The sequence below is a fragment of the Pseudomonas sp. P1_F7 genome, from assembly GCF_056405655.1.
This window is the reverse complement of record NZ_JBFUBR010000014.1, coordinates 181,059-207,731: the sequence shown is the minus strand read 5'-3', so window position 1 is coordinate 207,731 and position 26,673 is coordinate 181,059. Positions and strand designations below refer to the sequence as shown.

The following is a 26,673-nucleotide window of genomic DNA, read 5'->3' as shown; positions in this document are numbered from 1 at the left end:
GACCACTCCACGGGTTCGCTGTCGTGTGCACAGCAGATCCACTGTGGGAGCGAGCTTGCTCGCGATGGGGCCCTTCAGGCGAGCCCCGCATCCACCAACAACGTCTCCAGCGCCAACAAATCCGGCACCTTGGCCACCTGCTCGCCCACCTGCACCGCCGCCTGCTCCAGCGAACACAACGGCACATCCACGTAACTCAACTGGCTATCGAGCTTGCAGGAGCGCGGAATCCCCTGCACCAACAGCGCGATGAATTTCAGCTCGGGACGCCCGCCGAGGGCGTTAAGAATGACGATCCGCGCGCGTTCGCCGATGACGATTTTCTGCGCGCATGCCGACTCGAAACTCAGCAGCGGAATCTGCCGGTCGCGCCACGTCACCAGGCCCAGGTACCACGGCGGTGTGTCGAGGTCGAAGGTCCCCGGCTGCTGGTAATCGATCAGCTCGGCAACGGCGACGTTGGGCAGGATCAGGTTGCGGTCGGCCAACGGCAGCAGCAGGCCGGTGAGGTTGCTGGTGCGATGCTCAAGCATGGGTCTTGCTCCACAAGGCGATGCTTTCGAGCAGCACCGATTCCTGGTACGGCTTGCCCAGGTAGTCGTTGACGCCGATGGCCATGGCGCGGTCGCGGTGTTTCTGCCCGGTGCGGGAGGTGATCATGATGATCGGCAGGTGTTGCAGGCGTTCGTCGTTGCGCACCTGGGTCGCGACTTCGAAGCCATCCATGCGCGGCATCTCGATGTCCAGCAGCATCAGGTCGGGCATGTGCTCCTCCAGCAGCAGCATGGCATCGACCCCGTCCTTGGCGGTCAGCACGTTCATGCCGTGGCGTTCGAGCAAGCGGCTGGTGACCTTGCGCACGGTGACCGAGTCGTCGACCACCATCACCAGCAGCGGCCGCTGCGGTTCGGCCTCGATCTCTTGCCCCGCCGGACGCTGGGGTACACGGGCCTGCATGGCGCGGATCGGCGCCAGCAAATCCAGAATCAGCACCACCCGGCCATCGCCGAGAATCGTCGCCCCGGACACCCCTTGCACCGCCGCAAACTGCGGCCCCAGGCTCTTGACCACGATTTCGCGAGTGCCGGCCATGGCGTCCACCAGCACCGCGATGTGCCGTTCGTTGCACTGCACCAGCAACACCGGCAATGGCAGGCTCTGGCCTAACAGCTTCGGGCGCGGACTGGTTTTCAGCAGCTCACCCAGGTAGCACAACTCGTAACGTTGTCCGGCGTATTCGTAGGTCGGCGAATCGAAACGGAAATACCCTTCGAGTTCATTGGGCAGGACCCGCACGATACCGTCGATGGTATTGAGCGGGATTGCGTATTGGTCCTCACCGCACTGCACCATCAACGCCCGGTTGACCGATACGGTAAACGGCAGGCGAATGCGGAAATGCACGCCCTGCCCGGGCACCGAGTCGATGCTCATAGTGCCGCCCAGCTGCCGTACCTCTTCGTGTACCACGTCCATGCCGACGCCGCGCCCGGAGATCTGGGTGATTTTTTCGGCGGTGGAAAACCCCGGTTGCAGGATGAACTGCAACACGTCGTGATCACTGATGACGCTGTCCGGGGCGAGCAGGCCGCGCTTGATCGCCTTGCGCCGCACCGCGTCCAGCGGCACACCGGCGCCGTCGTCACGAATGTCGAAAATGATGTCGCCGCCTTCGCGCAGCAGATCGAGGGTGATCTTGCCCTTGGCCGGTTTCCCCGCCGCCAGCCGCACGTCGACGGACTCCAGGCCATGGTCGACGGCGTTGCGCAGCATGTGCTCCAGCGGCGCGGCCATGCGCTCGAGAACGTTGCGATCCATCTCGCCTTCGGCGTTGTCGACGATGAAATCCACGTCCTTGCCCAGTTCGCTGGACACCTGCCGGACGATGCGCTGCAAACGCGGGAGCATGCGTTCGAACGGCACCATGCGCGTGCGCATCAGGCCTTCCTGCAATTCAGTGTTGATGCGGCCCTGCTGTTGCAGCAGGTTTTCCGTGTCCTGATTGCGTCGTTCGAGGGTTTCCTTGAGATCGAGCAAGTCAGAGGCCGATTCGAACAGTGCCCGGGACAATTGCTGCAACTGTGAGTGGCGGTCCATTTCCAGCGGATCGAATTCCTCGTAACCCAGGCGTTCGGCGTCGACTTGCTGGCGGCTGAGGATCCGCCCCTGGGTTTCGGTGTCGAGGCGGCGCAACTGGTCGCGCATCCGCTCGATGGTGGTCTCCATCTCGCTCAGGGCGGTGTGCGCATCGTTGACCTGCTGTTCGATCCGGCCACGGAAGATCGATGTTTCACCGGCCAGGTTGACCAGATCGTCGAGCAGTTCCGCCGAGACCTTGACCATGTCGGCACCGGCATCGGACGGCGGCGCCAGCGGCTCGGCCTTGGGCGTGGCCGGCGGTGCAACCGGTGCGGGGGCTTCAGGCACGACCGGGTGGCTGAAGTTCTTGATCGCATCGATCAAGCGGTCCGCCGGCGGCATCTGCTCGCCGGCGCGGGCCGCGTCTAGCATCTGTGCCAGGCGGTCATGGCTGCGCTGCAACAGCGCGAACAACGGCTCCGTCGGTTGCAACACGCCGGTGGACAGGCCTTCGTAGAGGAACTCCAGTTCATGGGCCAGATCGCCAATCGCGGCGATTTCCACCATGCGCGCGCCGCCCTTGAGGGTGTGCAGGTCGCGCAGCAGGGTTTCCACTTCCTGGCGATTCGAAGGCTGGGCCTGCCAGCGCTCCAGCGCCGCCCCGGAGCTTTCGATGATGTCGAAACCTTCCTCGAGGAAGATCTCCAGCAATTCCGGATCGTGCGCAACCGAGTCGTTGCCGGTCACCTGCCGGGCCGGCTCGGCGATACCCGCATGCCCTTGACGGTAGGCACGAATGGCTTCGATCAGCTCACGGGAATCGTCCAGCGGCTGGCTGAGCTGCAACTGTTCAAGGTACATCGCCAGTCGCTCATGGCTCTGTTGCAGCAGCAGCGCCAGTGAATCGCTGAAGGCATAACGACGGTCCACCAGGCCCTGGTAAAGGCTTTCCAGTTCATGGGCCAGATCGCCGACCGGCCCGACCTCGGCCATGCGCGCGCCGCCTTTGAGGGTGTGCAAATCCCGTTGCAGGGACGACAGCGGCGCGGCGTTGTCCGAGTCGCGCAACCAGCGCTGCAAGGCCTGACCGGCGCTTTCGAGGATATCCACCGCTTCTTCAAGGAAGATCGCGACGATTTCATCGTCCAGCCCCGCGGCCGTGGTGGCCTGGGCCAGTTCCTCGGTGGCAGAACCCAATTCGCGGATGCTCAGGCTGCGACTGCCATCGCTGCGAATCAGGCCCATGGCCGACGGGTCAAGGCTCTCGTCGAGCAGTTCGCGCAAGGCCCTGATCCGTTGCGGCTGAGGACTGACTTCCTGACCGGCGGCCAGTTCGTCGAGCATGTTGATCAGTGCTTCGTGGGCAGCCTGTGCTTCATGGAAAAACCGCTCGCTGACCGCGAGGCTGCTTTCTTCCACGGCACCGTACAGATCGAGCAACGCTTCGCACAGTTCATCCACAGGGTGCAGGTCGGCCAGATGGGCGCCTTCGCCGAGGGTGGTCAATTCGTCCAGCAGTGCGCTGAGTTCCTGGCGTTCGCCGGGGTGTTGCTGCCAACGCTGCAGCAGGCTTTCGGCGTCCAGCAGGATGTCCATGCCCTGGGCGAGGAAGTTGTTGATCAGTTGCGGGTCGCGCTTGATCCGCAGCCCGGTGTTCGGTGTGCTCAGGAGGTTTTCCAGGCGCTCGGCCAGCAGCGCCCTGGCGCGCTCGGTCAAACCCCGGGCTCCGGGAATTTCCGCCAGCGGATCTGTCTTGAGCTGGCGCAAGCCGAGGCGAAACAACCCTTCAGCTTCCAGCAGCAATTCGACTTCATCCAGATCCAGCGCGATCAGGTGCGCCTTGTATTCCCGGGCCAGTTGATCCAGCGGCGCGGCCAGTTCGGCAATCGGCAACACGCCGGCCATGGAGGCACTGCCCTTGAGGGTGTGCAAGGCGCGCTGCAATTCGTCGCTGGCCTGCAACGGCACATGTTCGGCGGCCTGATCAAGGAAGCGGTTGAGGCTGCCCAAATGGGTTTCGGCCTCTTTGCGGAAGATCTCCAGCAATAGCGGGTCGAGGGCCGCAACATCTTGCGTATCCTCATCGGACACCGGTTCATCGCCCTTGGCCAGGGCATGGGCGCGGGCGGCCAACTGATCGACATCGTTGCGCTGACGCTGGGCATGGGCGGCGTATTCGGCCACCAGCTCCGGCAGCACATGCAGCACATCGCTGATCAGTTGCTGCACCGTGGCGCCCGGCTCCACGCTGTTTTCCAGTACGCGGTTGAGCAGGTTTTCCACGGCCCAGGCCAGCTCGCCCAGCACCAGGGCGCGCACCATGCGGCCACTGCCCTTGAGGGTATGGAAGGCGCGGCGCAATTCACTCAGGGCCGAGCGGTTGTCAGGGTTCTCCGACCAGCGCGGCAAGTACTCGCGCAGGATCTCCAGGACTTCGTCGGTTTCTTCGAGGAACACTTCGCGCAGTTCCTCGTCCACCGGTTCTTCGCCTGCGGGCGGCGGCAGCAGGCTGCCCGGGGTGTTCAGCGCGGGCGGGTTCAGAGTCGAAACCGGGCTGGCGAGCACATCGGCCAGGGTCTGGACGATCTGCGGATCATCCAGCTCCTGCATCATCTGCATGACCTGCGCTTCGGTCGGGTTGAGCACATCATCCAGCACTGGCACATGTTGCTCACTGGGGAAAAACCCGAGACTCGCCAGGCTTTTTTCCGCGACATCGAGCAGGTTTTCACCCTGCGCTTGCGGGTCATCGCTGAGGCGCTCGAGGTAGTACTCGATGCTGGTGATCACGTCGGCCAGGCTGTCCAGTTCCTGCCAGCCCGGTTGACCCGGCTCGAGCAACAGGTGCTCGCGAATAAAGTGGTTGCAGGTTTCGACCAGGCTCGCCGCCCGGCTCAACGGAATCATCGCCAGCGCGCCGCGCACCTGGGTCAGCAAGGCCGGCAGCGCCTGCAAATGCTGGCGATCCCAATCGGCGTCGATGTAGTCGACGATCATATCCTTGGCCTGCAGCAAACAGATGCGGGCCTCCTTGATCACGATCTGATGGATCTGCGTCAGGTCAGTGGTCGGCAGGCGGTTGTCGTCCTGGCTCTCCGGCTCAACGGTTCCGACCATGCCGGCCAGCGTCGCTTCGACGTACAACAAGGCCCCGGCAACGTCCATGAGGATCGCATCGTTGGGTTCGCGCTGGCCCTGAGCGAGGCTGAGCACCACCGCCAATTGATCGATGATCACCTTGCGCGGCTGGCCGAAGCCCAGCACCGCCAGGGTGTCGGCGATTTGCCGCAGCGGCGCCAGCAGACTGTCGAGATCGGAGGTGTGCTGGCGGTCACTGCGCACGAACAGGTCCAGGCGCTCCTTGACCCGCACCAGCTCTTCGCACAGCGCAGCCAGCACCGAGCGCATGGCGTCCCGGTCGGGACCGGCCAGCCGCGCGCGTTCTTCATCGACCATCGCGCTGTCGGGCAGCGCGTCGTCCAGTGAGTAGCGTTCTTTCATGGTCAGCATCTGCCCGGTGGGATGTTCGGCCTTGGCAATGTAGAACAGCAAACTCTTGAGCAGCTCCGGCGGGGCCGGTTGATTGATGCCGGGCATGCCTTGTTCAAGCAGGCGCTTGAGTTCCTTGTCGGCATCCTTGAACAGGCTGCGCAAGGCCGGGCTGTTGGCGATCGCACCGCCCTGCATGCCTTCGACCAGCGCCGATGCGACCTGCCATAACGGGCTCAGGGGTGCATTGGCGCACAGTGCTTCAAGGTGGGTGAAGACCTTGGCCAGGTAATCGAGGTTGGTGTCGTTGTCCTGTTCACGCAGGAATCCGACCAACGCCATTTGCAGCATCTGCCGCAGTTTGCGCAGCACACTGGGCAATTCGGCCGGTTCCAGTTGCGCCAGCGTTTGTGCGTCCAGCGCTGGCAACTCGGGCAATTGCGGGCTGAACAGGCTGGTTTCCGACAGCAGGCTTTCGCCACGGGCGCTGCGTAGGTCGTTGATCAGTGGCAACACCACCAGTGGCAAGTCGCGACGCGCGCCTTGCACCCGGTCGAGGTAGATCGGCAGTTGCCCGAGGGCCTGCATCAACAGGTGCAACGCCTCATCGCGATGGCTGACACGGTTGCCCTGCAAGGCCATGGTCAGTTGTTCCATTTCTTCGGCGAGCAACGCCGCGCCGTAGAACTCGACCATCTGCAAACTGCCGTGGACCTGATGGATGCACGAAAGGCAATCATCCAGCGCTTGCGTCGCCTGCGGGTCATCGAGCAGGTTTTCAATCGCGTGATGAGCCTGCTTCAGCGTTTCGGCAATCTCGCCCTTGACCCACTCGAGGGCCACATAGTCGTGCCGATCACCCATAACCACTCCAATCACAATTCAGATACCCATGGGCGGTTCAAGCTTTGTCCACAACCTGCGCCTTGGCATCCGGCAAGGTGAAACCGGACACCGAACGACGCAACTGACTGGCCATTTTCGCCAGGTTGCCGATGCTGTCGGCAGTGGCGCTGGAGCCCGACGACGTCTGCGAGGTGATCTGCTGGATCACGTTCATCGTCAGGGAAATCTGACCGGCCGACGACGTCTGCTGTTGCGCCGCATTGGAAATGCTCTGGATCAACGCCGCCAGCGTCTTGGAGACGCCTTCGATTTCTTCCAGGGCCACACCGGCATCCTGCGCCAGACGGGCGCCGCGCACCACTTCGGTCGTCGTCTGCTCCATGGAGATGACCGCTTCGTTGGTGTCGGTCTGGATCGCCCGCACCAGGGTTTCGATCTGCCGGGTGGCGGCGGATGAGCGCTCGGCCAGGCGCTGCACTTCATCGGCGACCACGGCGAAACCGCGGCCGGCGTCACCGGCCATGGACGCCTGGATGGCCGCGTTGAGGGCAAGGATGTTGGTCTGGTCGGCAATGTCATCGATCAGGCTGACAATGTCTCCGATTTCCTGGGACGACTCGCCCAGGCGCTTGATGCGCTTGGCGGTGTCCTGAATCTGTTCGCGAATGTTGTCCATGCCGTGGATGGTGTTGTGCACCACCTCGTTGCCTTTGTTGGCGATTTCCACCGAACGTTCGGCAACCGCCGAAGATTCCGCCGCGTTAGCCGACACCTGGTCGATGGACTCGGCCATGTCGTTGATCGCCATGGACGCTTCGGAAATCTGCTGGGCCTGATGCTCCGAGGCCTGGGCCAGGTGCATGGCGGTGGCCTGGGTTTCCTGCACGGCAGCGGCGACCTGACCGGCGGTGAGGTTGATGGTCGCGACCAGGTCGCGTAGCTGGTCCACCGAGTAATTGATCGAGTCGGCGATGGTGCCGGTAAAGTCTTCGGTCACCGAGGCCGTCACCGTGAGGTCGCCGTCGGCCAGGTCTTCGATCTCGTCGAGCAAGCGCATGATCGCGTTCTGGTTACGCTCGTTTTTCTCGGCGGTTTCGCGCAACTGACGATTGGTTTCGCGCACCATCACCAGGCCGATCAGGATGATCGAAGCCAGTGCCAACAAGCCCAGCACATAACCGCCAATGGTATCGGTGGTGCGTCCGCCGACCAGGTTCTCGAAACCGTTGGCCAGGTGCGAGGCTTCGTCGAGCAGGGTTTGCGACAGGCTGAAAATGTTCGAGGCCGACTCGCGGACCTTGAACAATTCCGGCGAGGTCTCGAGGATCTCGTCCACCGAGCCCGAGACAAACTCGAACAGCTCGGCGATTTCCGCGAGTCGCGCACGGGCGTCGCGGTCTTCGACCTGGCTGACCTTGAGCGCCGGGTCCCCCAGGAGCATGCCGTTGAGCACCTTGCCGAACTGCGTCGCGTCACGTCCGAACGCATCGGCGGCCTGCTGTGAATTTTCGTCGCCGGCCAACACCGTGTTGACCGCGCCGAGGATCCGCTCGGCCAGCAGCGATTGGCGCTGGGCCATCGCCACCTGGGCCGCCGGGGCGCCCCGTTGCAGGAGAATCTCGACGACTTTTTCGTACTCGACCTGCAACTGCGGCACGGTTTCGGCCAGAGTCGCGGCGACCTGATGCAGCGACAGTACGGTTTGCTCGCTGGAAAGAATCGCATCGGTGTTTTTCAGCAGGCGCTCCCAGTCCTGCTGCACCGCGCGCATCTCCGGACGCACGGTAGCAGGGGCCGGCGGCAGGCCGGTGGCCGGGTCGCCTTTCTTCAGGTAACCCCAGCGCTGGGCAAAATCGTTGCGCGCATCGCTGAGCAACTTGAACGCGGCAGCCTTGCCGGCGGCGGCTTCGGTGGCGTTCTTGGCGATACGCTGGGACAGCACGCGCAGTTCGCCGGCGTGGCCGATGTACTGTTTGTCGTAGGTAGCCTGGGTGTTGAGGTACGCGAAGTTGGCGAACAGCAGCATGATGAAGACGATCAGCGCGATGAACAGCACGATAATCTGCGACCGGCTGCGCGACCCTTCCATTGGCTTGCCTGCTTTTGCTTTTATCATCGGTCCTCGCCTGTTAACCCACACCTTCCAAGACTTACCGAGGAACCTGTGGGAGCGAGCTTGCTCGCGATAGCGGTGTGTCAGTCGACATTAATGCTGGCTGCAAGTCCGTCATCGCGAGCAAGCTCGCTCCCACAAGGTTCTCTGTTACTCCAACTACACCGCGACGCTCATGAAGCCCTGAGACTGCGTCAACGCAAACGGGCTGAACACCTGCCAGCACTGCTCACGCTTAAACCGGCCTTTGACGAAAGCCGCCATCGGCCCCTTCAACTCGTCTGCCGACACCGGCTCCAGGCTATCCTGGGCAAAGTGCTGGAGGCCGAAAACCTCATCGACCAGCAACCCGGCAAACACCTCTTCATGCTCCACCACCAACACCCGCCGCTGTCGGCGTACCGCCGAAAGCTCGTGCCCGAAGAAGCCACCCAAATCCATGATCGGCAGCAAACGCCCGCGCAGGTTGGCGACACCCTTGACCCAGGGTTTGACCCCCGGTAGCTGAGTGGAGCGCGGCTCATGCAAGACTTCGCTGACTTCGCTCATGGGCGCGACGTACCAGTGCTCGCCCAGGCGAAAACCGATGCCGCTCCAGCTGTCCCGCCGGGGTGGCTGGGACGGCAAGTCCGCCGCCAGCAAACGACAGCGCTGGTCGATTTGCAGCAGCAGTTCGAAAGCCGTCAGCGACTCGTTCATGGCCTGACGATCAACCGGCCAGCACGTTGTTCAGGGTTTTGATCAGGGTCTCTTCGTCGACGGGCTTGGTCAGGTAGTCCTTGGCGCCTTGGCGCGTGCCCCAGACCTTGTCGGTTTCCTGATCCTTGGTGGTGATGATGATCACCGGGATGTGTCCGGTTTCCGGGTCTTTGGTCAGCTGGCGGGTCGCCTGGAAGCCATTGAGGCCGGGCATGACGATGTCCATCAGGACCGCGTCGGGTTTTTCCTGGCGGGCCAGGGCCACGCCGTCGGCGCCGTTTTCGGCTTTCAACACTTCATGACCGTGCTTTTCCAGCATGCCGGTCAGTTTGTACATTTCGGTCGGCGAATCATCGACGATCAGAATACGTGCCATGGTCTTCCCCATTCTTGTCGACACCGGGCCCGATGGCCGAGCGTCACCGTGCGTGTCCTACTGCGGCAAAACGGCGGCGAAACCAGGTACATGGGCCTGGATCGCATCAAGCAATTCTTCCTTGCTGAAAGGCTTGGTCAAAAACTGGTCGGAGCCGACGATGCGCCCCTTGGCCTTGTCGAACAGCCCGTCCTTGGACGACAGCATAATCACCGGCGTGGACTTGAACGCGCTGTTGTTCTTGATCAGGGCGCAGGTCTGGTAGCCATCCAGGCGCGGCATCATGATGTCGACAAAGATGATGCCGGGGTGGTTGTCGGCAATCTTGGCCAGTGCATCAAAACCGTCGATGGCCGTGATGACCTCACAACCCACGTTCTTGAGCAGCGTTTCGGCGGTGCGACGGATCGTCTTCGAATCGTCGATCACCATGACCTTCAAGGCGCTGGGGTGCCGTTCCATAAAATGCTCTACCGTCGCCTTTGCGAAACAAATTGTCCGATTGCCGGTTAACGCGGCTCGAAACCCTTGATGCTCAAGGGCCGGCACGACATGGCAGCCTTTTTAGCACAGTCTCCAAAACCAATCTATCGGCCGACCGGGGCGATGGTTTTTCCTTGACCGGGAACACACTCAGCGCCACTCTGACGCCACTTTTTTCATACCGATCCGGTAGCCAATTTTCGAGGAAAACCCAATGAGCGTTCGCGTCGGGATTGTCATGGACCCTATCGCCAGCATTTCCTATAAAAAGGATAGCTCGCTGGCCATGCTGCTGGCCGCGCAGAAGCGTGGCTGGGAGCTGTTCTACATGGAACAGCGCGACCTGTATCAGGGCGAAGGCCAGGCGCGGGCGCGGATGCGTCCGCTGCAGGTGTTCGCCAACCCGGAAAAGTGGTTCGAACTGGGCGCTGAAAGCGATGCGTTGCTGAGCGATCTGGACGTGATCCTGATGCGCAAGGATCCGCCGTTCGACATGGAGTTCGTCTACTCCACTTATTTGCTGGAGCAAGCCGAGCGCGCCGGCGTGCTGGTGGTCAACAAGCCGCAAAGCCTGCGCGACTGCAACGAAAAGCTGTTCGCTACACTGTTCCCGCAGTGCACGCCGCCGACCATCGTCAGCCGCCGCCCGGACGTACTGCGCGAATTCGCCGACCACCATGGCGATGTGATTCTCAAGCCGCTGGACGGAATGGGCGGCTCCTCGATTTTCCGCCACACCGCCGGCCACCCGAACCTCTCGGTGATTCTCGAAACCCTGACCTTGCATGGCCAGCAGCAAATCATGATCCAGGGCTATTTGCCGGCCATCGTCGATGGCGACAAGCGCATCCTGATGATTGATGGCGAGCCTGTGGATTATTGCCTGGCGCGGATTCCGGCCCAGGGCGAAACCCGTGGCAACCTCGCCGCCGGCGGTCGTGGCGAAGCCCGCCCGCTGACCGACAAAGACCGCTGGATCGCCGCGCAAGTCGGCCCGACCCTGCGTGAAAAAGGCCTGTTGTTCGTGGGCCTGGACGTGATCGGTGAGCACCTGACCGAGATCAACGTCACCAGCCCGACCTGCATTCGCGAGATTGATAACGCGTTTGGCACCGATATCGGCGGCATGTTGATGGATGCCATCGATCAGAAGCTCAAGGCACGTTGATTAGCCAAACCAACATTGCGTTATCATGCGCGGCCTGTGAAAACGCGATGTTGGTTTCCTTGCAATGACCCTCCCGTCCGATCTGCCTGCCGAACTCGCCCACCGTGGCGTGCGCCCGGCCGATCGCCTCGGTTTTACCCTGTTTCTGGCGGCGCTGATCCACCTGGCCTTGCTGTTGGGTGTCGGGTTTGCAGTGGTCGAACCCAAGCAGATCAGCAAAACCCTGGAAATCACCCTCGCCACCTTCAAAAGCGAAAAGAAGCCTGAAAAGGCCGATTTCCTCGCGCAGGAGAATCAGCAAGGCAGCGGCACCCTGGATAAAAAGGCGACTCCCAAGACCACCGAGGTCGCGCCATTCCAGGACAACAAGGTACAGAAAGTCACGCCACCGCCGGCCGCCAAGCCTGACGTGCAGGAAGCCCCGCCAAAGGCTGCCGTGACCACCGTGGCGCCGAAGCCGAAAAAAGCTCCCGCCAAGACCGAGGAGCCCAAGACCGAGGTCAAGCCCCAGGTCCAGGCGCCGACCTTCGACAGTGAGCAGCTGTCCAGCGACATCGCCAGCCTGGAAGCGGAACTGGCCGCCGAACAACAGCTGTACGCCAAGCGCCCGCGCATTCACCGCTTGAGCGCCGCCTCGACCATGCGCGACAAGGGCGCCTGGTACAAGGACGAATGGCGCAAGAAAGTCGAGCGCATCGGCAACCTCAACTACCCCGACGAAGCGCGGCGCAAACAGATCTACGGCAACTTGCGCTTGATGGTGTCGATCAACCGCGACGGCTCGCTGTTTGAAGTACTGGTGCTGGAGTCTTCCGGCCAGCCGCTGCTGGACCAGGCGGCGCAACGGATCGTCCGGCTGGCAGCGCCGTTTGCACCGTTTACCGGGGATTTGTCGGATATCGACCGACTGGAAATTATCCGCACCTGGAAATTTGCCCGCGGGGATCGACTTTCCAGTAATTAAAAGATCGCAGCCTTCGGCAGCTCCTACAGATGTACACATTCCCCTGTAGGAGCTGCCGAAGGCTCGGGCCGTGTTCGGACGATCTTTTGGCTCGCTCAAGCTTGTCAGTTCGCCCCTCGAACGCCACACTAGCGCTCATGAAAAACGTCAGCCCCAGCTACCTCAAGCATCAATTCCTGATCGCCATGCCGCACATGGCCGACCCGAACTTTGCGCACACCTTGACCTACATCGTCGAGCACACGGCCAATGGGGCCATGGGGCTGGTGGTCAACCGTCCGCAAGAGCTGAACCTGGCCGATATCCTTGAGCAATTGCGCCCGGATATCGAACCGCCAGCGCTCTGCCAGCATGTGCCGATCTTTATCGGCGGCCCGGTGCAGACCGATCGCGGCTTCGTCTTGCACCCCAAGGGGCTGAGTTTCCAGGCAACCGTTGATCTGGAAGACGAGTTATCCCTGTCGACCACCCAGGACATACTGTTCGCCATCGCTGACGGCGTCGGCCCGGCGAAAAGCCTGATTGCCCTGGGCTATGCCGGTTGGGAAGCCGGGCAACTGGAGGCCGAACTGGCACAGAACGCCTGGCTGAACTGCCCGTTTGACGCAGACATCCTGTTCAACACCAGCAGCGAACTGCGCCTGGAAGCGGCCGCCAAGCACCTGGGCGTCAACCTCAGCCTGTTGACCAGCCAGGCGGGGCACGCTTGATGGCCCTGAAGCTGATTCTGGGTTTTGACTACGGCACCAAACAGATCGGCGTTGCGGTCGGCCAGGTGATTACCGGCCAGGCCCGCGAGCTGTGCACCCTGAAAGCGCAGAACGGCATTCCCGACTGGAATCAGGTCGAAGCCCTCATCAAGGAGTGGAAACCCGATGCCGTGGTGATCGGCCTGCCGTTGAACATGGACGGCACACCCAGTGACATGTGCGCCCGCGCGGAAAAGTTCGCCCGGCGCCTGAACGGCCGCTTCAATCTGCCCTTCTATACCCACGATGAACGCCTGACCACCTTCGAGGCCAAGGGCGAACGCCTGGCTCGTGGCGGCCAGAAAGGCAGTTACCGAGACAACCCGGTCGATGCCATCGCCGCCGCCCTGCTGCTGCAAGGCTGGCTCGACGAGAATGGCGCACTGTTCGAATCCTGAAGAGCCGCTGTGCGTCTCCATTAGCTACAACCCGAGCCATTTTGCGCACAAGCTGGCTCGAACCCAAGAAGGAGCAACCATGAGCCTGCCCAATCCCGCCGAACTGGTCAGCCAGATGGCAACCCGACTTGACGCTTATCTGGCCAAACGAGGCATCAGCGACCCGCGTTTCATCGGCATTCGTACCGGTGGCGTCTGGGTGGCCCAGGCCCTGCTCAAGGAACTGGGCAGCAATGAGCCCCTCGGCACCCTGGACGTATCCTTCTACCGCGACGATTTCAGCCAGAACGGCCTGCACCCGCAGGTTCGCCCTTCGGCGCTGCCGTTCGAGATCGAAGGCCAGCACCTGGTGCTGATCGACGACGTGCTGATGAGCGGCCGGACCATCCGCGCCGCCATGAACGAACTGTTCGACTACGGCCGCCCGGCCAGCGTGACGCTGGTGTGCCTGCTGGACCTGGACGCCGGCGAACTGCCGATCCGCCCGAACGTGGTTGGCGCCACCCTGTCGCTGGCGGCCCACGAACGGGTGAAGCTGTCCGGCCCCGAGCTCGCGCTCGAACTGCAAGACCTCGCCCTTTAACTCGCCCTATTGAGAGTCCCCCTTGCGATGACGCCTCTAGAAACCAAGCGCCCGCTGCAGCTCAATGATCAGGGCCAGCTGCGCCATTTCCTCTCGCTCGACGGTTTGCGCCGCGAGCTGTTGACGGAAATCCTCGACACCGCCGACTCCTTCCTCGAAGTCGGCGCCCGGGCCGTGAAAAAAGTCCCGTTGCTGCGCGGCAAGACCGTGTGCAACGTGTTCTTCGAGAACTCGACCCGCACCCGCACCACCTTCGAACTGGCGGCCCAGCGGCTCTCGGCGGACGTGATCACCCTCAACGTGTCCACGTCGTCAGCGAGCAAGGGCGAGACCCTGCTCGACACCCTGCGCAACCTGGAAGCCATGGCCGCCGACATGTTCGTCGTGCGCCACGGTGATTCGGGTGCCGCGCACTTCATCGCCGAGCATGTCTGCCCGCAAGTGGCGATCATCAATGGCGGCGACGGCCGGCACGCGCATCCGACCCAGGGCATGCTCGACATGCTGACCATCCGTCGGCACAAGGGCGGTTTCGAAAACCTTTCGGTGGCCATCGTCGGCGACATCCTGCACTCGCGGGTTGCGCGCTCGAATATGCTCGCCCTGAAAACCCTCGGTTGCCCGGACATCCGCGTGATCGCGCCGAAAACCCTGCTGCCGATCGGCATCGAGCAATACGGCGTGAAGGTCTACACCGACATGACCGAAGGCCTGAAGGACGTGGACGTGGTGATCATGTTGCGCCTGCAGCGTGAACGCATGACCGGCGGCCTGCTGCCGAGCGAAGGCGAGTTCTACCGCCTGTTCGGCCTGACCACCGCGCGCCTGGCCGGCGCCAAGCCCGATGCCATCGTGATGCACCCGGGGCCGATCAACCGTGGCGTGGAAATCGAGTCGGCGGTGGCCGACGGCCCGCACTCGGTGATCCTCAACCAAGTGACCTACGGGATCGCCATTCGTATGGCCGTGCTGTCCATGGCCATGAGCGGGCAGACTGCCCAGCGCCAATTCGAGCAGGAGAACGCCCAGTGAAGCTCAGCATTCTCGGCGCCCGCGTGATCGATCCGGCCAGTGGCCTGGATCAAGTGACCGATATCCACATTGAAGCCTGCAAAGTCGTCGCCCTTGGCGCTGCGCCAGCCGGTTTTGTCGCCGTCGACACGATCGACGCCAAAGGCCTGGTGGCCGCTCCCGGCCTGGTCGACCTCAACGTTGCCCTGCGCGAACCGGGTTACAGCCGTAAAGGCTCGATTGTCAGCGAAACCCGCGCGGCGGCGGCTGGCGGCGTGACCAGCCTGTGCTGCCCGCCGAAGACCAAACCGGTGCTGGACACCTCGGCGGTGGCCGAACTGATCCTCGACCGCGCCCGCGAGGCCGGCAACACCAAAGTCTTCCCGATTGGCGCCCTGAGCAAAGGCCTGGAAGGTGAACAACTGGCCGAGCTCGTGGCACTGCGCGATGCCGGTTGCGTGGCCTTCGGCAACGGCCTGGAGAGTTTCCGCAACACCCGCACCCTGTGCCGGGCACTGGACTACGCAGCGACTTTCGACCTGACGGTGATTTTCAACTCCCAGGATTACGACCTGGCCGAGGGCGGCCTGGCTCACGAAGGGCCGACCGCCAGCTTCCTTGGCTTGCCGGGCATTCCGGAAAGTGCCGAGACCGTCGCCCTGGCCCGGGATCTGCTGCTGGTTGAACAGACCGGCGTGCGCGCACACTTCAGCCAGCTCACCAGCGCCCGCGGCGTGGAGCTGATCGCCCAGGCCCAGGCCCGGGGTCTGAAGGTGACCGCGGATGTCGCCCTGTACCAGCTGATCCTGACCGACGAAGCCCTGATCGGCTTCAGCAGCCTGTATCACGTCCAGCCGCCACTACGCACCCGCGCCGACCGCGAAGGTCTGCGCGCAGCGGTGAAATCCGGCGTGATCTCGGCCATCTCCAGCCATCACCAACCCCATGAGCGTGACGCCAAACTGGCACCGTTCGGCGCGACCGAGCCGGGCATCAGCAGCGTTGAACTGCTGCTGCCACTGGCAATGACCCTGGTCGAAGACGGCTTGCTGGACTTGCCGACACTGCTCAAGCGCCTGAGCGCCGGCCCTGCCGAGGCCTTGCGCCTGCCAGCAGGCAACCTGGCGGTGGGTGGTGCGGCGGACATCGTACTGTTCGACCCGGCGGCCTCCACTGTCGCCGGTGAAACCTGGTTGTCCAAGGGCGAAAACTGCCCGTTCATTGGCCACAGCCTGCCGGGTGTGGTGCGTTACACCCTGGTGGATGGACGGATCAGCCACCAGGCTTAAAAACAAAAGATCGCAGCCTGCGGCAGCTCCTACAGGGAAATGCATCATNNNTTCCCTGTAGGAGCTGCCGCAGGCTGCGATCTTTTGATCTTCGCTTATCGACTCTGCGCATTACGCACCGACACCTGGTCATTCAACGTCCAGACGTCATACAGCCCTCCTCCCCCCTCCTCCGTCATCCACTGCCTCTCCCCTAACAGCACATCCGCATCAAGTACATCTCTACAAGCGATGGCGAATAAACCTACCCAATGAACAGAAACCTCTGACTCTTCATCATTGGTGCGAAAAGAGCTTCGAAACACACAGAAACATCCTACAAAGTTATTGAATGCAGATTCAACACCCATCATTTAGCATAAAAACAGTACAAGGAAAAATCACTACAAACACCCTGAGTACAAATGCTGTACAAACAAGGAGCAAGACATGAAAAATTGACTTACCCTACCTCCTATCGTTACGAAAGGAACAACGGGAAACTCAGGCGATTTACAGTTAACCCTGGATTCAGCTGGGGGCCTATGGGATTGCAGATTAGCAGGGCGCAGGTGAGGCCATCATCAACGACGGGCAAACTTACTCACTCCCACTGTGCGATGGTCCTGTCATCTCCTCAGCCGAAATGGATATGCTCCATGATTGGCTAGAAATGAAAAACGGTATAAAAGCCTTTACTTATGAGCTTCTGCATTCAGAAAGAGCCAACATGAAGCCACTCTACAAACACCTGAACTACATCTACCCAGTGCTTTTAGCGATCACTTCCAGCGTAGCAATATTTACCATCGTAAAAAATTTGAGCACAGGCATTTACGACATAGATCGAGACTCAATCGGAATACCAATAGGTGCAATCCTGATTGCAGGCTTAATGTTATTTACATTTCACCTAATGCAAGTATTTTTATACAGAAAAGCCCGTAAACACCACACCAATGGAACCCTGATAAAAGTATCAGCGTTGACAATTGCAGTTGCATCGCTTGCGATTCTCGCCGACAGCATAAATTACTGGGCCACCCCAAACCACCTCATCATTTCAATTTTCTACAGCATCAGTACAACTGTATTTGTAACGCTTCAACTTCAATTGCTGAAAGTATTTCAGTAACCACTCATGGGCCGTAGTTCAAGCAGACGAAAAGCTGGATCATTCACCAGACGTAAACCCTGCGGCGAGAGGGCCTGCCCCTCGCCTCAGAAATCAACGACTCTGCGCATTACGCAGCGAAACCTGGTCATTCAACGTCCAGAAGTCATACAGCACGCCAATAAAGAACAACCCACCCGTCAGCAGGTACAGCAGTCCGCTGATCCATTTCCCCTGATACATCCGGTGCACGCCAAACACCCCGAGAAACGTCAGCAGGATCCACGCCACGTTGTATTCGATGGGACCTGCGGTAAACCGCAGGTCAGCCTCGCGATCCATCGCCGGAATCAGGAAAAGGTCGATCAGCCAACCGATCCCCAGCAAGCCGAAGGTGAAGAACCAGATCGTCCCGGTCACCGGCTTGCCGTAATAGAAGCGGTGAGCGCCGGTAAAACCGAAAATCCACAGCAGGTAACCGATCACTTTGCTGTGGGTGTCTTGCTGCTGGACAGCCTGTTGATAGGGGTTCATGAATGACCTCGATTCACGCGATAGATAAATATTCTTAATTTCTTTGTGACTTTTTTACAGGCAGCCGACGTATGGCAAGTGCTACCTTCACGCCTGTCAAAGCCTTGTAACACCGGACTCCTGTCCGACAATTGCGTCATTTTGCCGCTTTTTTGCCACCATTGCCCCCCGGTTTGAATCGACCAACGGCCTCGGAAGCGGCAAAAAAGCTGTTATAAAGTTGCGCGCTAACTTATTAAGAGCCTTGCCTAATGCGTTCATTTTTCAAGACATGGCTAACCATTTGCCTTTTGATGCCACTGGCCGCCCACGCCACCAATCGTGAGCAACGTCTTCCTAACGTTAATGGTTACACCCCAAAATCCCATGCCTCTGCTCCTTCGAGCAAAGACAATAAATCCGCTAAATATGCTCCAAGCCTGGCCAGCAGCAAAAACGGCCTGGTTCCACCGATGGGCACCAAGGAAAGTAGCGACGTGCTGAGCCGCGCCGTGAACGTCCTTGGCACTCCTTATCGTTGGGGCGGCAGCAGCCCAAGCAAAGGCTTCGATTGCAGCGGTCTGGTGAAATACGCGTTCAACGACGCCACGTTCGACCTGCCACGCACCTCCAACGCCATGGCCAGCGGTCATGGGGAGAAAGTCGATCGCGACGACCTGAAGCCGGGCGACCTGATTTTCTTCAACATCAAAAGCCGTCGGGTCAATCACGTTGCCATTTACCTGGGCAACGACCGTTTCATCCACGCGCCACGTCGAACAGGATCGCAGCCTTCGGCAGCTCCTACATGGAATCGCATATTCCTGTGTAGGAGCTGCCGAAGGCTGCGATCTTTTGCTTTCAGGGCCATCAAAACCCATCCGGTGACCGCGCCCTCTCCCGCGCATGCTCACGACTGACCAACCCCTTGGTCACCAGGTCCTTCAAGTTCATATCCAGCGTCTGCATTCCCAACGACCCTCCCGACTGAATCGCCGAGTACATCTGCGCCACCTTGTCCTCGCGGATCAGGTTCCGGATCGCCGGTGTCCCCAGCATGATCTCGTGGGCCGCGATGCGTCCGCCGCCGATTTTCTTCACCAGGGTCTGGGACACTACCGCCAGCAGCGACTCTGAGAGCATCGAGCGCACCATCGACTTCTCCTCCCCCGGAAACACGTCGACCACCCGGTCGATGGTTTTTGCCGCCGACGTGGTGTGCAGCGTGCCGAACACCAGATGGCCGGTTTCGGCGGCGGTCAACGCCAGGCGAATGGTCTCCAGATCGCGCATCTCGCCCACCAGAATCACATCCGGGTCTTCCCGCAGCGCCGATCGCAAGGCGGTGGCGAAGCTGCGGGTATCACGGAGGACTTCACGCTGATTGATCAGGCACTTACGCGGCTCGTGGACAAACTCGATAGGGTCCTCGATGGTGAGGATGTGGTGATGGCGATGGGTATTCAGGTAATCGATCATCGCCGCCAGCGTGGTGGATTTGCCGGAACCGGTGGGGCCGGTCACGAGCACCAGGCCACGGGGGGCATCGGTCATTTTGCGAAACACGTCCCCCATGCCCAGCTCGTCCATGCTCTGCACTTTCGACGGGATGGTACGAAACACGGCGCCCGCGCCACGGTTCTGATTGAATGCATTGACCCGAAAACGCGCCACACCGGGTACTTCAAAGGAAAAGTCGGTTTCAAGGTGTTTCTCGAAGTCCACCCGCTGGGCGTCATTCATGACGGCATGGATCAGCGCCTGCACCTGCTGGTGTTCCAGGGCCGGCAGGTTGATGCGCCGCACATCGCCATCCACCCGAATCATCGGCGGCAGGCCGGCGGACAAGTGCAGGTCGGATGCCCCCTGTTTGGCGCTGAATGCCAGCAGTTCGGTGATATCCATAGCGTCTCTCAATTCCAGTAGAATGCCGCGAACCTTCAGACCGCTGGCGCCTCTTGATGTCCACCATAGCAGACAACATTCTCGAAGTTAGTTCGCGCATCCATGCCGCAACGCTCGCCGCCAACCGCGGTGAAAACAGCGTCCATCTGCTGGCCGTGAGCAAGACCAAACCTGCACAAGACCTGCGTGAAGCCTACGCCGTCGGCCTGCGCGACTTTGGCGAGAACTACCTGCAAGAAGCACTGGGCAAGCAGCTCGAACTGGCCGACCTGCCCTTGATCTGGCACTTCATCGGCCCCATTCAATCGAACAAGACTCGTGCTATCGCCGAGCACTTCGACTGGGTGCATTCCGTGGATCGTCTGAAAATCGCACAACGCCTGTCCGAACAACGTCCCGCCGATCTGCCGCCCCTGAACATCTGCATTCAGGTCAACGTCAGCGGTGAAGCCAGCAAATCCGGCTGCACCCCGGCCGACCTGCCGGCCCTGGCCAATGCCATCAGCGCCCTGCCGCGCCTGAAACTGCGCGGGTTGATGGCAATCCCCGAGCCGACTGAAGATCGCGCCGCCCAAGACGCCGCTTTCGCTGCCGTACAAAGCCTGCAAGCCAGCCTGAACCTGCCGCTCGACACACTTTCCATGGGTATGAGCCACGACCTTGAGTCGGCCATCGCCCAAGGCGCCACCTGGGTCCGCATTGGTACGGCCCTGTTTGGCGCCCGCGACTACGGCCAGCCATGAACCATGGCTGACACACTTCTGAATAAGGACCTGACATGAGCAAGACGCGTATTGCCTTTATCGGTGCCGGTAACATGGCCGCCAGTCTGATCGGCGGCCTGCGGGCCAAGGGGCTGGAAGCGGCGCAGATCCGCGCCAGCGATCCGGGCGAAGAAACCCGCGCCCGCGTGAGTGCTGCACACGGCATCGAAACCTTTTCCGACAACGCCCAGGCCATCGATAGCGCCGACGTCGTTGTCCTGGCGGTCAAGCCGCAGGCGATGAAAGCCGTGTGCGAAGCCCTCCGCCCAAGCCTCAAGCCCAATCAACTGGTGGTTTCGATCGCTGCAGGCATCACCTGCGCCAGCATGAACAACTGGCTCGGCGCCCAGCCGATCGTGCGCTGCATGCCCAACACCCCGGCGCTGGTGCGTCAGGGTGCGAGCGGCCTGTTCGCGACAGCCGAAGTGACAGCCGAACAGCGTCAGCAGGCCCAGGAACTGCTGTCAGCGGTCGGCACCGCCCTTTGGCTGAATGAAGAGCAGCAACTGGATGCCGTCACCGCCGTTTCCGGCTCGGGCCCGGCGTATTTCTTTCTGCTGATCGAGGCCATGACCGCCGCCGGCGTGAAACTCGGCCTGCCGGCGGACATCGCCGCGCAACTGACGCTGCAAACTGCACTGGGCGCCGCACACATGGCCGTCTCCAGCGACGTCGACGCGGCCGAGTTGCGCCGCCGTGTCACCTCGCCTGCGGGCACCACGGAAGCTGCAATCAAATCGTTCCAGGCCAATGGCTTCGAAGCCCTGGTCGAAAAAGCACTCGGCGCTGCCGCGCATCGCTCGGCCGAGATGGCCGAACAACTGGGTCAATAAGGAGCTTTTCATGATTGGACTGAACACCGCAGCGGTCTACGTGCTGCAAACCCTCGGCAGCCTGTACCTGCTGATCGTGCTGATGCGCTTCGTGCTGCAACTGGTGCGGGCGAACTTTTACAACCCGCTCTGCCAGTTCGCCGTGAAGGCCACCCAGCCGCTGCTCAAGCCACTGCGCCGGATCATCCCGAGCGTGTTCGGCCTGGACATGTCCTCGCTGGTGCTGGCGATCCTGGTGCAACTGGCGCTGATGGCCCTGACCCTGTTGCTGACCTACGGCACCACCGGCAACCCGCTGCAACTGCTGATCTGGTCGATCATCGGTGTGACCGCGCTGTTCCTGAAGATTTTCTTCTTCGCCCTGATCATCAGCGTGATCCTGTCCTGGGTCGCCCCGGGCAGCCATAACCCGGGCGCCGAACTGGTGAACGACATCTGCGAGCCGGCCCTGGCGCCGTTCCGCAAGTTCCTGCCGAACCTGGGTGGCCTGGACCTGTCGCCGATCTTTGCGTTCCTGGCACTCAAGCTGATCGACATGCTGGTGATCAACAACCTCGCCGCCATGACCATGATGCCGGAAATCCTCCGCGTGTTGATCTGACCCTGTGAGCTGGTTTCGCTGGGACGGTGACGACCTGATTCTGGAGTGTCACCTGCAACCGGCAGCCCGCAGTGATGATTTTTGCGGGCTGCACGGTGATCGCCTGAAGATCCGCCTGACCGCACCACCGGTCGAAGGCAAGGCCAACGCGTATCTGATGGCGTTCCTGGCCAAGGCCTTTGGCGTGTCCAAGAGCCAGGTCAGCCTGATCAGCGGCGAATTGAACCGGCAGAAACGGGTGCGGATCTGCTCGCCGAAGAAGTTGCCGGACTTGCCTGATTTGACGCGCCCGGCCTGACCTCAATGTGGCGAGGGAGCTTGCTCCCTCGCCACAGGTACACCGGAAAAAAATCAGGCCCGGCCTTTGCTTGCCGCTAACCCCAGCGGTCTTTAGACTTACGCCTCATTTCAACGAGAGCAGGGTCGATGCCAGCTGCCTTTCCCCCCGATTCTGTTGGTCTGGTGACGCCGCAAGTGGCGCACTTCAGTGAACCCCTGGCGTTGGCCTGCGGCCGTTCGCTCCCGGCCTACGACCTGATTTACGAAACCTATGGCACGCTCAACGCCACGGCGAGCAACGCCGTGCTGATCTGCCACGCCCTGTCCGGTCACCACCATGCCGCCGGCTACCACAGCGCCGACGACCGCAAACCCGGTTGGTGGGACAGCTGCATCGGCCCCGGCAAACCGATCGACACCAGCAAGTTCTTCGTGGTCAGCCTGAACAATCTCGGCGGCTGCAACGGTTCCACCGGCCCGAGCAGCATCAACCCGGAGACTGGCAAGCCGTTCGGCGCCGACTTCCCGGTGTTGACCGTCGAGGATTGGGTACACAGCCAGGCGCGCCTGGCGGATCGTCTCGGCATCGCCCAGTTCGCGGCCGTGATCGGCGGCAGCCTCGGCGGCATGCAGGCGATGCAATGGAGCATCACTTACCCTGACCGCATCCGTCACTGCCTGGCCATTGCCTCGGCGCCCAAGCTGTCGGCACAGAACATCGCGTTCAACGAAGTGGCGCGCCAGGCGATCCTCACCGACCCTGAATTCCATGGCGGCTCGTTCCAGGAACACAGCGTGATCCCCAAGCGCGGGCTGATGCTGGCGCGAATGGTCGGGCACATCACCTACCTGTCCGACGACTCCATGGGCGAAAAATTCGGCCGCGGGCTGAAAAGCGAAAAGCTCAACTACGACTTCCACAGCGTCGAGTTCCAGGTTGAAAGCTACCTGCGCTATCAGGGCGAAGAGTTCTCCGGGCGCTTCGATGCCAACACGTATCTGTTGATGACCAAAGCGCTCGATTACTTCGATCCGGCGGCGAACTTCGACGATAACCTGGCAAAAACCTTCGAAGGTGCCAAAGCCAAGTTCTGCGTGATGTCGTTCACCACCGACTGGCGCTTCTCCCCTGCCCGCTCGCGGGAACTGGTGGACGCGCTGATGGCCGCGCGCAAGGACGTCTGCTACCTCGAGATCGACGCACCGCAAGGCCACGACGCCTTCCTGATTCCGATCCCGCGCTATCTGCAGGCATTCGGCAATTACATGAACCGCATTACGTTGTGAGAAAGCCATGAGAGCTGATCTGGAAATCATCCAGGAATGGATCCCCGCCGGCAGCCGCGTGCTCGACCTCGGGTGCGGCGATGGCGAACTGCTGACCTGGCTGCGCGACAACAAGCAAGTCACCGGTTATGGCCTGGAAAACGATGCCGACAACATCGCCGAGTGCGTGGCCAAGGGCATCAACGTCATCGAACAGGACCTGGACAAGGGCCTGGGCAACTTTGCCAGCAACAGTTTCGATGTCGTGGTCATGACCCAGGCGCTGCAAGCGGTGCACTACCCGGACAGGATCCTCGAGGAAATGCTGCGCGTCGGCCGTCAGTGCATCATCACTTTCCCGAATTTCGGTCACTGGCGCTGCCGCTGGTACCTGGCGAGCAAGGGCCGCATGCCGGTTTCCGAGTTCCTGCCATACACCTGGTACAACACGCCGAACATTCACTTCTGCACCTTCGCGGACTTTGAAGCCTTGTGTCGCGAACGTGAAGCGAAGGTCATTGATCGGCTTGCCGTGGATCAACAGCATCGGCACGGGTGGGCCAGTAAGCTATGGCCTAATCTGTTAGGTGAGATCGGAATCTACCGCGTGAGCAGTCCGGGACTTTCCGACCACAAGGTCGCGGTCTGATCCACCCTATTTCAAGGAGAACGATCATGGGTCGTCTAGCGTTGCTTCTACTCACTGCTTGCCTGAGCGTCACCGCCATGGCCGCTGACGCCATCAAAGGCGAGCGCCAGGAAACCTTCGGTGACGTGACGGTGCACTACAACACCTTCAACTCCACCTACCTGACCCCGGACATTGCCAAGTCCGCTGAACTGATCCGCAGCAAGAACCAGGGCGTGATCAACATTTCGGTCATCAAGGAAGGCAAGCCACAGATGGCCCAGGTGAGCGGCTCGGTCAAAGACCTGACCAGCCAGACCGTGCCACTGCAGTTCAAACAGATTACCGAACAAGGCGCGATCTACTACATTGCGCAATATCCGGTGGATCAGCAGGAAATCCGCACCTTCGACATCAAGGTGCAGACCGGCGACAAAATCAACACCATCAATTTCAACCAAGAGCTCTTCCCCGGCCAATGATCAACTTCACGCAACTCGTATTGGCCAGCCATAACGCCGGCAAACTCAAGGAACTCCAGGCCATGCTCGGCGAGTCGGTGCATCTGCGCTCGATTGGCGAGTTCAGCAGCGTCGAGCCTGAAGAAACCGGCCTGTCGTTCGTCGAGAACGCCATCCTGAAAGCCCGCAATGCCGCGCGCATTTCCGGCCTGCCGGCGCTGGCCGACGATTCCGGGCTGGCGGTGGATTTCCTGGGCGGTGCGCCAGGTATCTACTCGGCGCGTTATGCCGATGGCAAGGGTGATGCGGCGAACAACGCCAAGCTGCTCGATGTGTTGAAAGACGTGCCTGAAACCGAGCGTAGCGCGCAGTTCGTGTGCGTACTGGCGCTGGTGCGCCACGCCGATGATCCGCTGCCGATCCTCTGCGAAGGTTTGTGGCACGGGCGCATCCTGACCCAGGCCAGCGGCGAACACGGTTTCGGCTACGACCCGCTGTTCTGGGTGCCGGAGCGCGAGTGCTCCAGCGCCGAACTGAGCCCGGGCGACAAGAACCAGATCAGCCACCGCGCCCGTGCAATGGATCTGCTGCGCCAGCGTCTGGGCTTGAAATGACCCCTGAATCATCCGCGTCGCCGCTGATCTTCGGCGGTGACGCTCAATCGCTTCGGGCCGCCCTGCCTGTGCTGCCGCCGCTGGCGCTGTACATCCACATCCCGTGGTGCGTACGCAAATGCCCTTATTGCGACTTCAACTCCCACACCGCCAGCCCTGTGCTGCCGGAAGAAGCATACGTCGACGCATTGCTGGCCGACCTCGATCAGGACCTGCACGCCGTCTATGGTCGTGAGCTGAGCTCGATCTTCTTTGGTGGCGGTACACCAAGCCTGTTCAGCGCTGAATCGCTGGGTCGCTTGCTCAAAGGCGTCGAACAGCGCATCCCGTTTGCCAGCGACATCGAAATCACGCTGGAAGCCAATCCGGGGACGTTCGAGCAAGACAAGTTCGTGGCGTACCGGAAACTGGGCATCAATCGCCTGTCGATCGGCATCCAGAGTTTTCAGCAAGAAAAGCTCGAGGCCCTGGGGCGGATTCACAACGGTGACGAAGCCGTACGCGCCGCCGGCATGGCGCGGCAGGCCGGGTTCGACAACTTCAACCTGGACTTGATGCATGGCTTGCCGAATCAATCCCTGGACGATGCCTTGGCCGACTTGCGCACAGCCATTGCCCTGAAACCGACACACCTGTCGTGGTATCAACTGACCCTGGAACCGAACACGGTGTTCTGGAACCAGCCGCCGACGCTGCCGGAAGACGACACGCTGTGGGACATTCAGGAAGCCGGGCAAGCGCTGCTGGCCGAACACGGTTACGCGCAATACGAAGTCTCGGCCTATGCCCTGCCCGGTCGCCCGGCGCGACACAACCTCAATTACTGGAGCTTCGGCGATTTCATCGGCATCGGCGCCGGCGCCCACGGCAAGCTCAGTCACCCGGATGGGCGCATTATTCGCACCTGGAAAACCCGCTTGCCGAAGGATTACCTGAACCCGGCGAAGAGCTTCCTGGCTGGCGAGAAAGCGCTGGGCAACGATGAAATGCCGTTCGAATTCCTGATGAACGCGCTGCGCCTGACTGAAGGCGTCGAATCGCGGCTGTACCCGGAACGTACCGGCATGACGCTGGAAAGCCTTGCTGAAGGCCGCCGTGAAGCCGAACAAAGCGGCCTGTTGCAGGTCGAACCGTCACGTCTGGTAGCCACCGAGCGCGGACAACTCTTCCTCAACGACTTGCTGCAGAAGTTTCTGACCTAAGGAAATCGAATGGATTTGGTACTCGACCTGCTCGCCACCGTGTCTCGCTGGAGCCGCAGCAACCTCTCGGAAATCGCCCTGGCCCTGGTGGGCTGCCTGCTGGTGCTGTTTGGTGCGGACTTCAAAGGCTGGGTCGAACAGCGTCTGGGCAGCATCGCCGGCGCCTTGCGCGTGCCACTGATGTCCCTGCTGTGCATGATCGGCAGCGGCGCGGCACTGATGGGAGCGAGCTTGCTCGCGATGAGGCCATCACATCCAACATCTCTG

The 26,673-nt window shown here is 61.2% G+C and carries 25 protein-coding genes and 2 pseudogenes; 19 read left to right on the top strand and 8 right to left on the bottom strand.

The genetic code is table 11. The annotated features are described in order from the left end of the window. Positions 1 to 74: 74 nt before the first annotated feature. The 6 genes from AC1D1M_RS21955 to pilG form a co-directional block, all read right to left on the bottom strand. Positions 75 to 533, bottom strand: a complete 459-nt coding sequence (locus tag AC1D1M_RS21955) for a chemotaxis protein CheW (RefSeq protein ID WP_477777224.1) — start codon at positions 531 to 533, stop codon at positions 75 to 77. Next, entirely contained in the window at positions 526 to 6,432 is a 5,907-nt protein-coding gene (locus AC1D1M_RS21950) for an Hpt domain-containing protein (RefSeq protein WP_477777223.1), read from the bottom strand. The genes AC1D1M_RS21955 and AC1D1M_RS21950 overlap by 8 nt, the downstream gene beginning before the upstream one ends. A 37-nt stretch (positions 6,433 to 6,469) precedes the next feature. Further along, a complete protein-coding gene (locus AC1D1M_RS21945) occupies positions 6,470 to 8,530 on the bottom strand; it encodes a methyl-accepting chemotaxis protein (protein WP_477777222.1) in 2,061 nt (686 codons plus the stop codon). Between the two features lie 156 nt (positions 8,531 to 8,686). Continuing rightward, positions 8,687 to 9,226, bottom strand: a complete 540-nt coding sequence (locus AC1D1M_RS21940; RefSeq protein WP_477777221.1) for a chemotaxis protein CheW — start codon at positions 9,224 to 9,226, stop codon at positions 8,687 to 8,689. A 10-nt stretch (positions 9,227 to 9,236) separates the two neighbouring features. Continuing rightward, on the bottom strand, positions 9,237 to 9,602 hold the full coding sequence (gene pilH, locus AC1D1M_RS21935; RefSeq protein ID WP_008068134.1) for a twitching motility response regulator PilH: 366 nt from the start codon (positions 9,600 to 9,602) through the stop codon (positions 9,237 to 9,239). Between the two features lie 57 nt (positions 9,603 to 9,659). Continuing rightward, positions 9,660 to 10,064, bottom strand: a complete 405-nt coding sequence (pilG, locus tag AC1D1M_RS21930; RefSeq protein ID WP_429366862.1) for a twitching motility response regulator PilG — start codon at positions 10,062 to 10,064, stop codon at positions 9,660 to 9,662. Positions 10,065 to 10,299: 235 nt separating this feature from the next. Here pilG and gshB point away from each other — a divergent pair, with 235 nt between their 5' ends. From gshB to AC1D1M_RS21890, 8 genes are all read left to right on the top strand, one after another. Next, complete coding sequence (gene gshB, locus AC1D1M_RS21925) at positions 10,300 to 11,253, top strand: glutathione synthase (RefSeq protein WP_057712924.1); 954 nt, start codon at positions 10,300 to 10,302, stop codon at positions 11,251 to 11,253. 64 nt (positions 11,254 to 11,317) lie between these two features. Next, the gene (locus AC1D1M_RS21920) at positions 11,318 to 12,217 is read left to right on the top strand and encodes an energy transducer TonB (protein WP_477777220.1); all 900 of its coding nucleotides are present in this window, start codon (positions 11,318 to 11,320) and stop codon (positions 12,215 to 12,217) included. A 137-nt stretch (positions 12,218 to 12,354) separates the two neighbouring features. Then, complete coding sequence (locus AC1D1M_RS21915) at positions 12,355 to 12,927, top strand: YqgE/AlgH family protein (RefSeq protein ID WP_477777219.1); 573 nt, start codon at positions 12,355 to 12,357, stop codon at positions 12,925 to 12,927. Continuing rightward, positions 12,927 to 13,364, top strand: a complete 438-nt coding sequence (gene ruvX, locus AC1D1M_RS21910; RefSeq protein WP_477777218.1) for a Holliday junction resolvase RuvX — start codon at positions 12,927 to 12,929, stop codon at positions 13,362 to 13,364. Before AC1D1M_RS21915 ends, ruvX begins: the two co-directional genes overlap by 1 nt. Before the next feature lie 79 nt (positions 13,365 to 13,443). Beyond that, positions 13,444 to 13,947 carry a bifunctional pyr operon transcriptional regulator/uracil phosphoribosyltransferase PyrR gene (gene pyrR / locus AC1D1M_RS21905; RefSeq protein WP_223456707.1) on the top strand — a complete coding sequence of 168 codons (504 nt, stop codon included), beginning with the start codon at positions 13,444 to 13,446 and terminating at the stop codon, positions 13,945 to 13,947. A gap of 27 nt (positions 13,948 to 13,974) precedes the next feature. Continuing rightward, positions 13,975 to 14,979, top strand: coding sequence for an aspartate carbamoyltransferase catalytic subunit (locus tag AC1D1M_RS21900; protein WP_007939362.1), 1,005 nt, complete (start codon positions 13,975 to 13,977; stop codon positions 14,977 to 14,979). After that, positions 14,976 to 16,247, top strand: coding sequence for a dihydroorotase (locus AC1D1M_RS21895; protein ID WP_477777217.1), 1,272 nt, complete (start codon positions 14,976 to 14,978; stop codon positions 16,245 to 16,247). The genes AC1D1M_RS21900 and AC1D1M_RS21895 overlap by 4 nt, the downstream gene beginning before the upstream one ends. Positions 16,248 to 16,899: 652 nt before the next feature. After that, positions 16,900 to 17,361 carry a hypothetical protein gene (locus tag AC1D1M_RS21890; RefSeq protein ID WP_477777216.1) on the top strand — a complete coding sequence of 154 codons (462 nt, stop codon included), beginning with the start codon at positions 16,900 to 16,902 and terminating at the stop codon, positions 17,359 to 17,361. Positions 17,362 to 17,454: 93 nt separating this feature from the next. Here the strand turns inward: AC1D1M_RS21890 and AC1D1M_RS21885 are convergent, their stop codons facing one another. Then, a complete protein-coding gene (locus tag AC1D1M_RS21885) occupies positions 17,455 to 17,874 on the bottom strand; it encodes an NINE protein (RefSeq protein WP_223546907.1) in 420 nt (139 codons plus the stop codon). A gap of 251 nt (positions 17,875 to 18,125) precedes the next feature. On the opposite strand from AC1D1M_RS21885, the pseudogene AC1D1M_RS21880 reads away from it, so the two are divergent. Then, positions 18,126 to 18,632, top strand: a pseudogene (locus AC1D1M_RS21880) (C40 family peptidase); the annotation flags it as partial. A gap of 91 nt (positions 18,633 to 18,723) precedes the next feature. Here AC1D1M_RS21880 and AC1D1M_RS21875 read toward each other — a convergent pair. Then, positions 18,724 to 19,758: a type IV pilus twitching motility protein PilT gene (locus tag AC1D1M_RS21875; protein ID WP_477777215.1), complete on the bottom strand. Its 1,035-nt coding sequence runs from the start codon at positions 19,756 to 19,758 to the stop codon at positions 18,724 to 18,726. A 56-nt stretch (positions 19,759 to 19,814) separates the two neighbouring features. Here AC1D1M_RS21875 and AC1D1M_RS21870 point away from each other — a divergent pair, with 56 nt between their 5' ends. The 10 genes and pseudogenes from AC1D1M_RS21870 to AC1D1M_RS21825 form a co-directional block, all read left to right on the top strand. Next, complete coding sequence (locus AC1D1M_RS21870) at positions 19,815 to 20,501, top strand: YggS family pyridoxal phosphate-dependent enzyme (RefSeq protein ID WP_477777214.1); 687 nt, start codon at positions 19,815 to 19,817, stop codon at positions 20,499 to 20,501. A gap of 35 nt (positions 20,502 to 20,536) precedes the next feature. Beyond that, positions 20,537 to 21,355: a pyrroline-5-carboxylate reductase gene (gene proC, locus AC1D1M_RS21865; protein ID WP_477777213.1), complete on the top strand. Its 819-nt coding sequence runs from the start codon at positions 20,537 to 20,539 to the stop codon at positions 21,353 to 21,355. 10 nt (positions 21,356 to 21,365) lie between these two features. After that, on the top strand, positions 21,366 to 21,956 hold the full coding sequence (locus AC1D1M_RS21860) for a YggT family protein (RefSeq protein ID WP_477777212.1): 591 nt from the start codon (positions 21,366 to 21,368) through the stop codon (positions 21,954 to 21,956). 4 nt (positions 21,957 to 21,960) lie between these two features. Further along, positions 21,961 to 22,254, top strand: coding sequence for a DUF167 domain-containing protein (locus AC1D1M_RS21855; RefSeq protein WP_477777211.1), 294 nt, complete (start codon positions 21,961 to 21,963; stop codon positions 22,252 to 22,254). 128 nt (positions 22,255 to 22,382) lie between these two features. Continuing rightward, on the top strand, positions 22,383 to 23,522 hold the full coding sequence (gene metX / locus AC1D1M_RS21850; RefSeq protein WP_477777210.1) for a homoserine O-succinyltransferase MetX: 1,140 nt from the start codon (positions 22,383 to 22,385) through the stop codon (positions 23,520 to 23,522). A gap of 7 nt (positions 23,523 to 23,529) precedes the next feature. Next, positions 23,530 to 24,150 (top strand): methionine biosynthesis protein MetW, encoded by a 621-nt coding sequence (gene metW / locus AC1D1M_RS21845; protein ID WP_056726485.1) that lies wholly within the window; start codon positions 23,530 to 23,532, stop codon positions 24,148 to 24,150. 26 nt (positions 24,151 to 24,176) lie between these two features. Next, positions 24,177 to 24,611, top strand: a complete 435-nt coding sequence (locus AC1D1M_RS21840) for a DUF4426 domain-containing protein (RefSeq protein ID WP_477777209.1) — start codon at positions 24,177 to 24,179, stop codon at positions 24,609 to 24,611. Beyond that, a complete protein-coding gene (rdgB, locus tag AC1D1M_RS21835; protein ID WP_477777208.1) occupies positions 24,608 to 25,204 on the top strand; it encodes an RdgB/HAM1 family non-canonical purine NTP pyrophosphatase in 597 nt (198 codons plus the stop codon). The genes AC1D1M_RS21840 and rdgB overlap by 4 nt, the downstream gene beginning before the upstream one ends. Next, a complete protein-coding gene (gene hemW, locus AC1D1M_RS21830) occupies positions 25,201 to 26,406 on the top strand; it encodes a radical SAM family heme chaperone HemW (protein ID WP_477777207.1) in 1,206 nt (401 codons plus the stop codon). Before rdgB ends, hemW begins: the two co-directional genes overlap by 4 nt. 9 nt (positions 26,407 to 26,415) lie before the next feature. Beyond that, positions 26,416 to 26,637 (top strand): annotated as a pseudogene (locus tag AC1D1M_RS21825) (DUF3392 family protein); the annotation flags it as partial. Positions 26,638 to 26,673: the final 36 nt, after the last annotated feature.

Coding starts and splice junctions, on each gene's coding strand:
- AC1D1M_RS21840 (WP_477777209.1), top strand. CDS start 24,177: ATGGGTCGTCTAGCGTTGCTTCTACTCACTGCTTGCCTGAGCGTCACC.
- gshB (WP_057712924.1), top strand. CDS start 10,300: ATGAGCGTTCGCGTCGGGATTGTCATGGACCCTATCGCCAGCATTTCC.
- AC1D1M_RS21860 (WP_477777212.1), top strand. CDS start 21,366: ATGATTGGACTGAACACCGCAGCGGTCTACGTGCTGCAAACCCTCGGC.
- metW (WP_056726485.1), top strand. CDS start 23,530: ATGAGAGCTGATCTGGAAATCATCCAGGAATGGATCCCCGCCGGCAGC.
- AC1D1M_RS21875 (WP_477777215.1), bottom strand. CDS start 19,758: ATGGATATCACCGAACTGCTGGCATTCAGCGCCAAACAGGGGGCATCC.
- AC1D1M_RS21870 (WP_477777214.1), top strand. CDS start 19,815: ATGTCCACCATAGCAGACAACATTCTCGAAGTTAGTTCGCGCATCCAT.
- AC1D1M_RS21940 (WP_477777221.1), bottom strand. CDS start 9,226: ATGAACGAGTCGCTGACGGCTTTCGAACTGCTGCTGCAAATCGACCAG.
- AC1D1M_RS21955 (WP_477777224.1), bottom strand. CDS start 533: ATGCTTGAGCATCGCACCAGCAACCTCACCGGCCTGCTGCTGCCGTTG.
- AC1D1M_RS21945 (WP_477777222.1), bottom strand. CDS start 8,530: ATGATAAAAGCAAAAGCAGGCAAGCCAATGGAAGGGTCGCGCAGCCGG.
- proC (WP_477777213.1), top strand. CDS start 20,537: ATGAGCAAGACGCGTATTGCCTTTATCGGTGCCGGTAACATGGCCGCC.
- AC1D1M_RS21920 (WP_477777220.1), top strand. CDS start 11,318: ATGACCCTCCCGTCCGATCTGCCTGCCGAACTCGCCCACCGTGGCGTG.
- hemW (WP_477777207.1), top strand. CDS start 25,201: ATGACCCCTGAATCATCCGCGTCGCCGCTGATCTTCGGCGGTGACGCT.
- pilH (WP_008068134.1), bottom strand. CDS start 9,602: ATGGCACGTATTCTGATCGTCGATGATTCGCCGACCGAAATGTACAAA.
- metX (WP_477777210.1), top strand. CDS start 22,383: ATGCCAGCTGCCTTTCCCCCCGATTCTGTTGGTCTGGTGACGCCGCAA.
- AC1D1M_RS21915 (WP_477777219.1), top strand. CDS start 12,355: ATGAAAAACGTCAGCCCCAGCTACCTCAAGCATCAATTCCTGATCGCC.
- ruvX (WP_477777218.1), top strand. CDS start 12,927: ATGGCCCTGAAGCTGATTCTGGGTTTTGACTACGGCACCAAACAGATC.
- AC1D1M_RS21900 (WP_007939362.1), top strand. CDS start 13,975: ATGACGCCTCTAGAAACCAAGCGCCCGCTGCAGCTCAATGATCAGGGC.
- pilG (WP_429366862.1), bottom strand. CDS start 10,064: ATGGAACGGCACCCCAGCGCCTTGAAGGTCATGGTGATCGACGATTCG.
- rdgB (WP_477777208.1), top strand. CDS start 24,608: ATGATCAACTTCACGCAACTCGTATTGGCCAGCCATAACGCCGGCAAA.
- AC1D1M_RS21950 (WP_477777223.1), bottom strand. CDS start 6,432: ATGGGTGATCGGCACGACTATGTGGCCCTCGAGTGGGTCAAGGGCGAG.
- AC1D1M_RS21885 (WP_223546907.1), bottom strand. CDS start 17,874: ATGAACCCCTATCAACAGGCTGTCCAGCAGCAAGACACCCACAGCAAA.
- pyrR (WP_223456707.1), top strand. CDS start 13,444: ATGAGCCTGCCCAATCCCGCCGAACTGGTCAGCCAGATGGCAACCCGA.
- AC1D1M_RS21890 (WP_477777216.1), top strand. CDS start 16,900: ATGAAAAACGGTATAAAAGCCTTTACTTATGAGCTTCTGCATTCAGAA.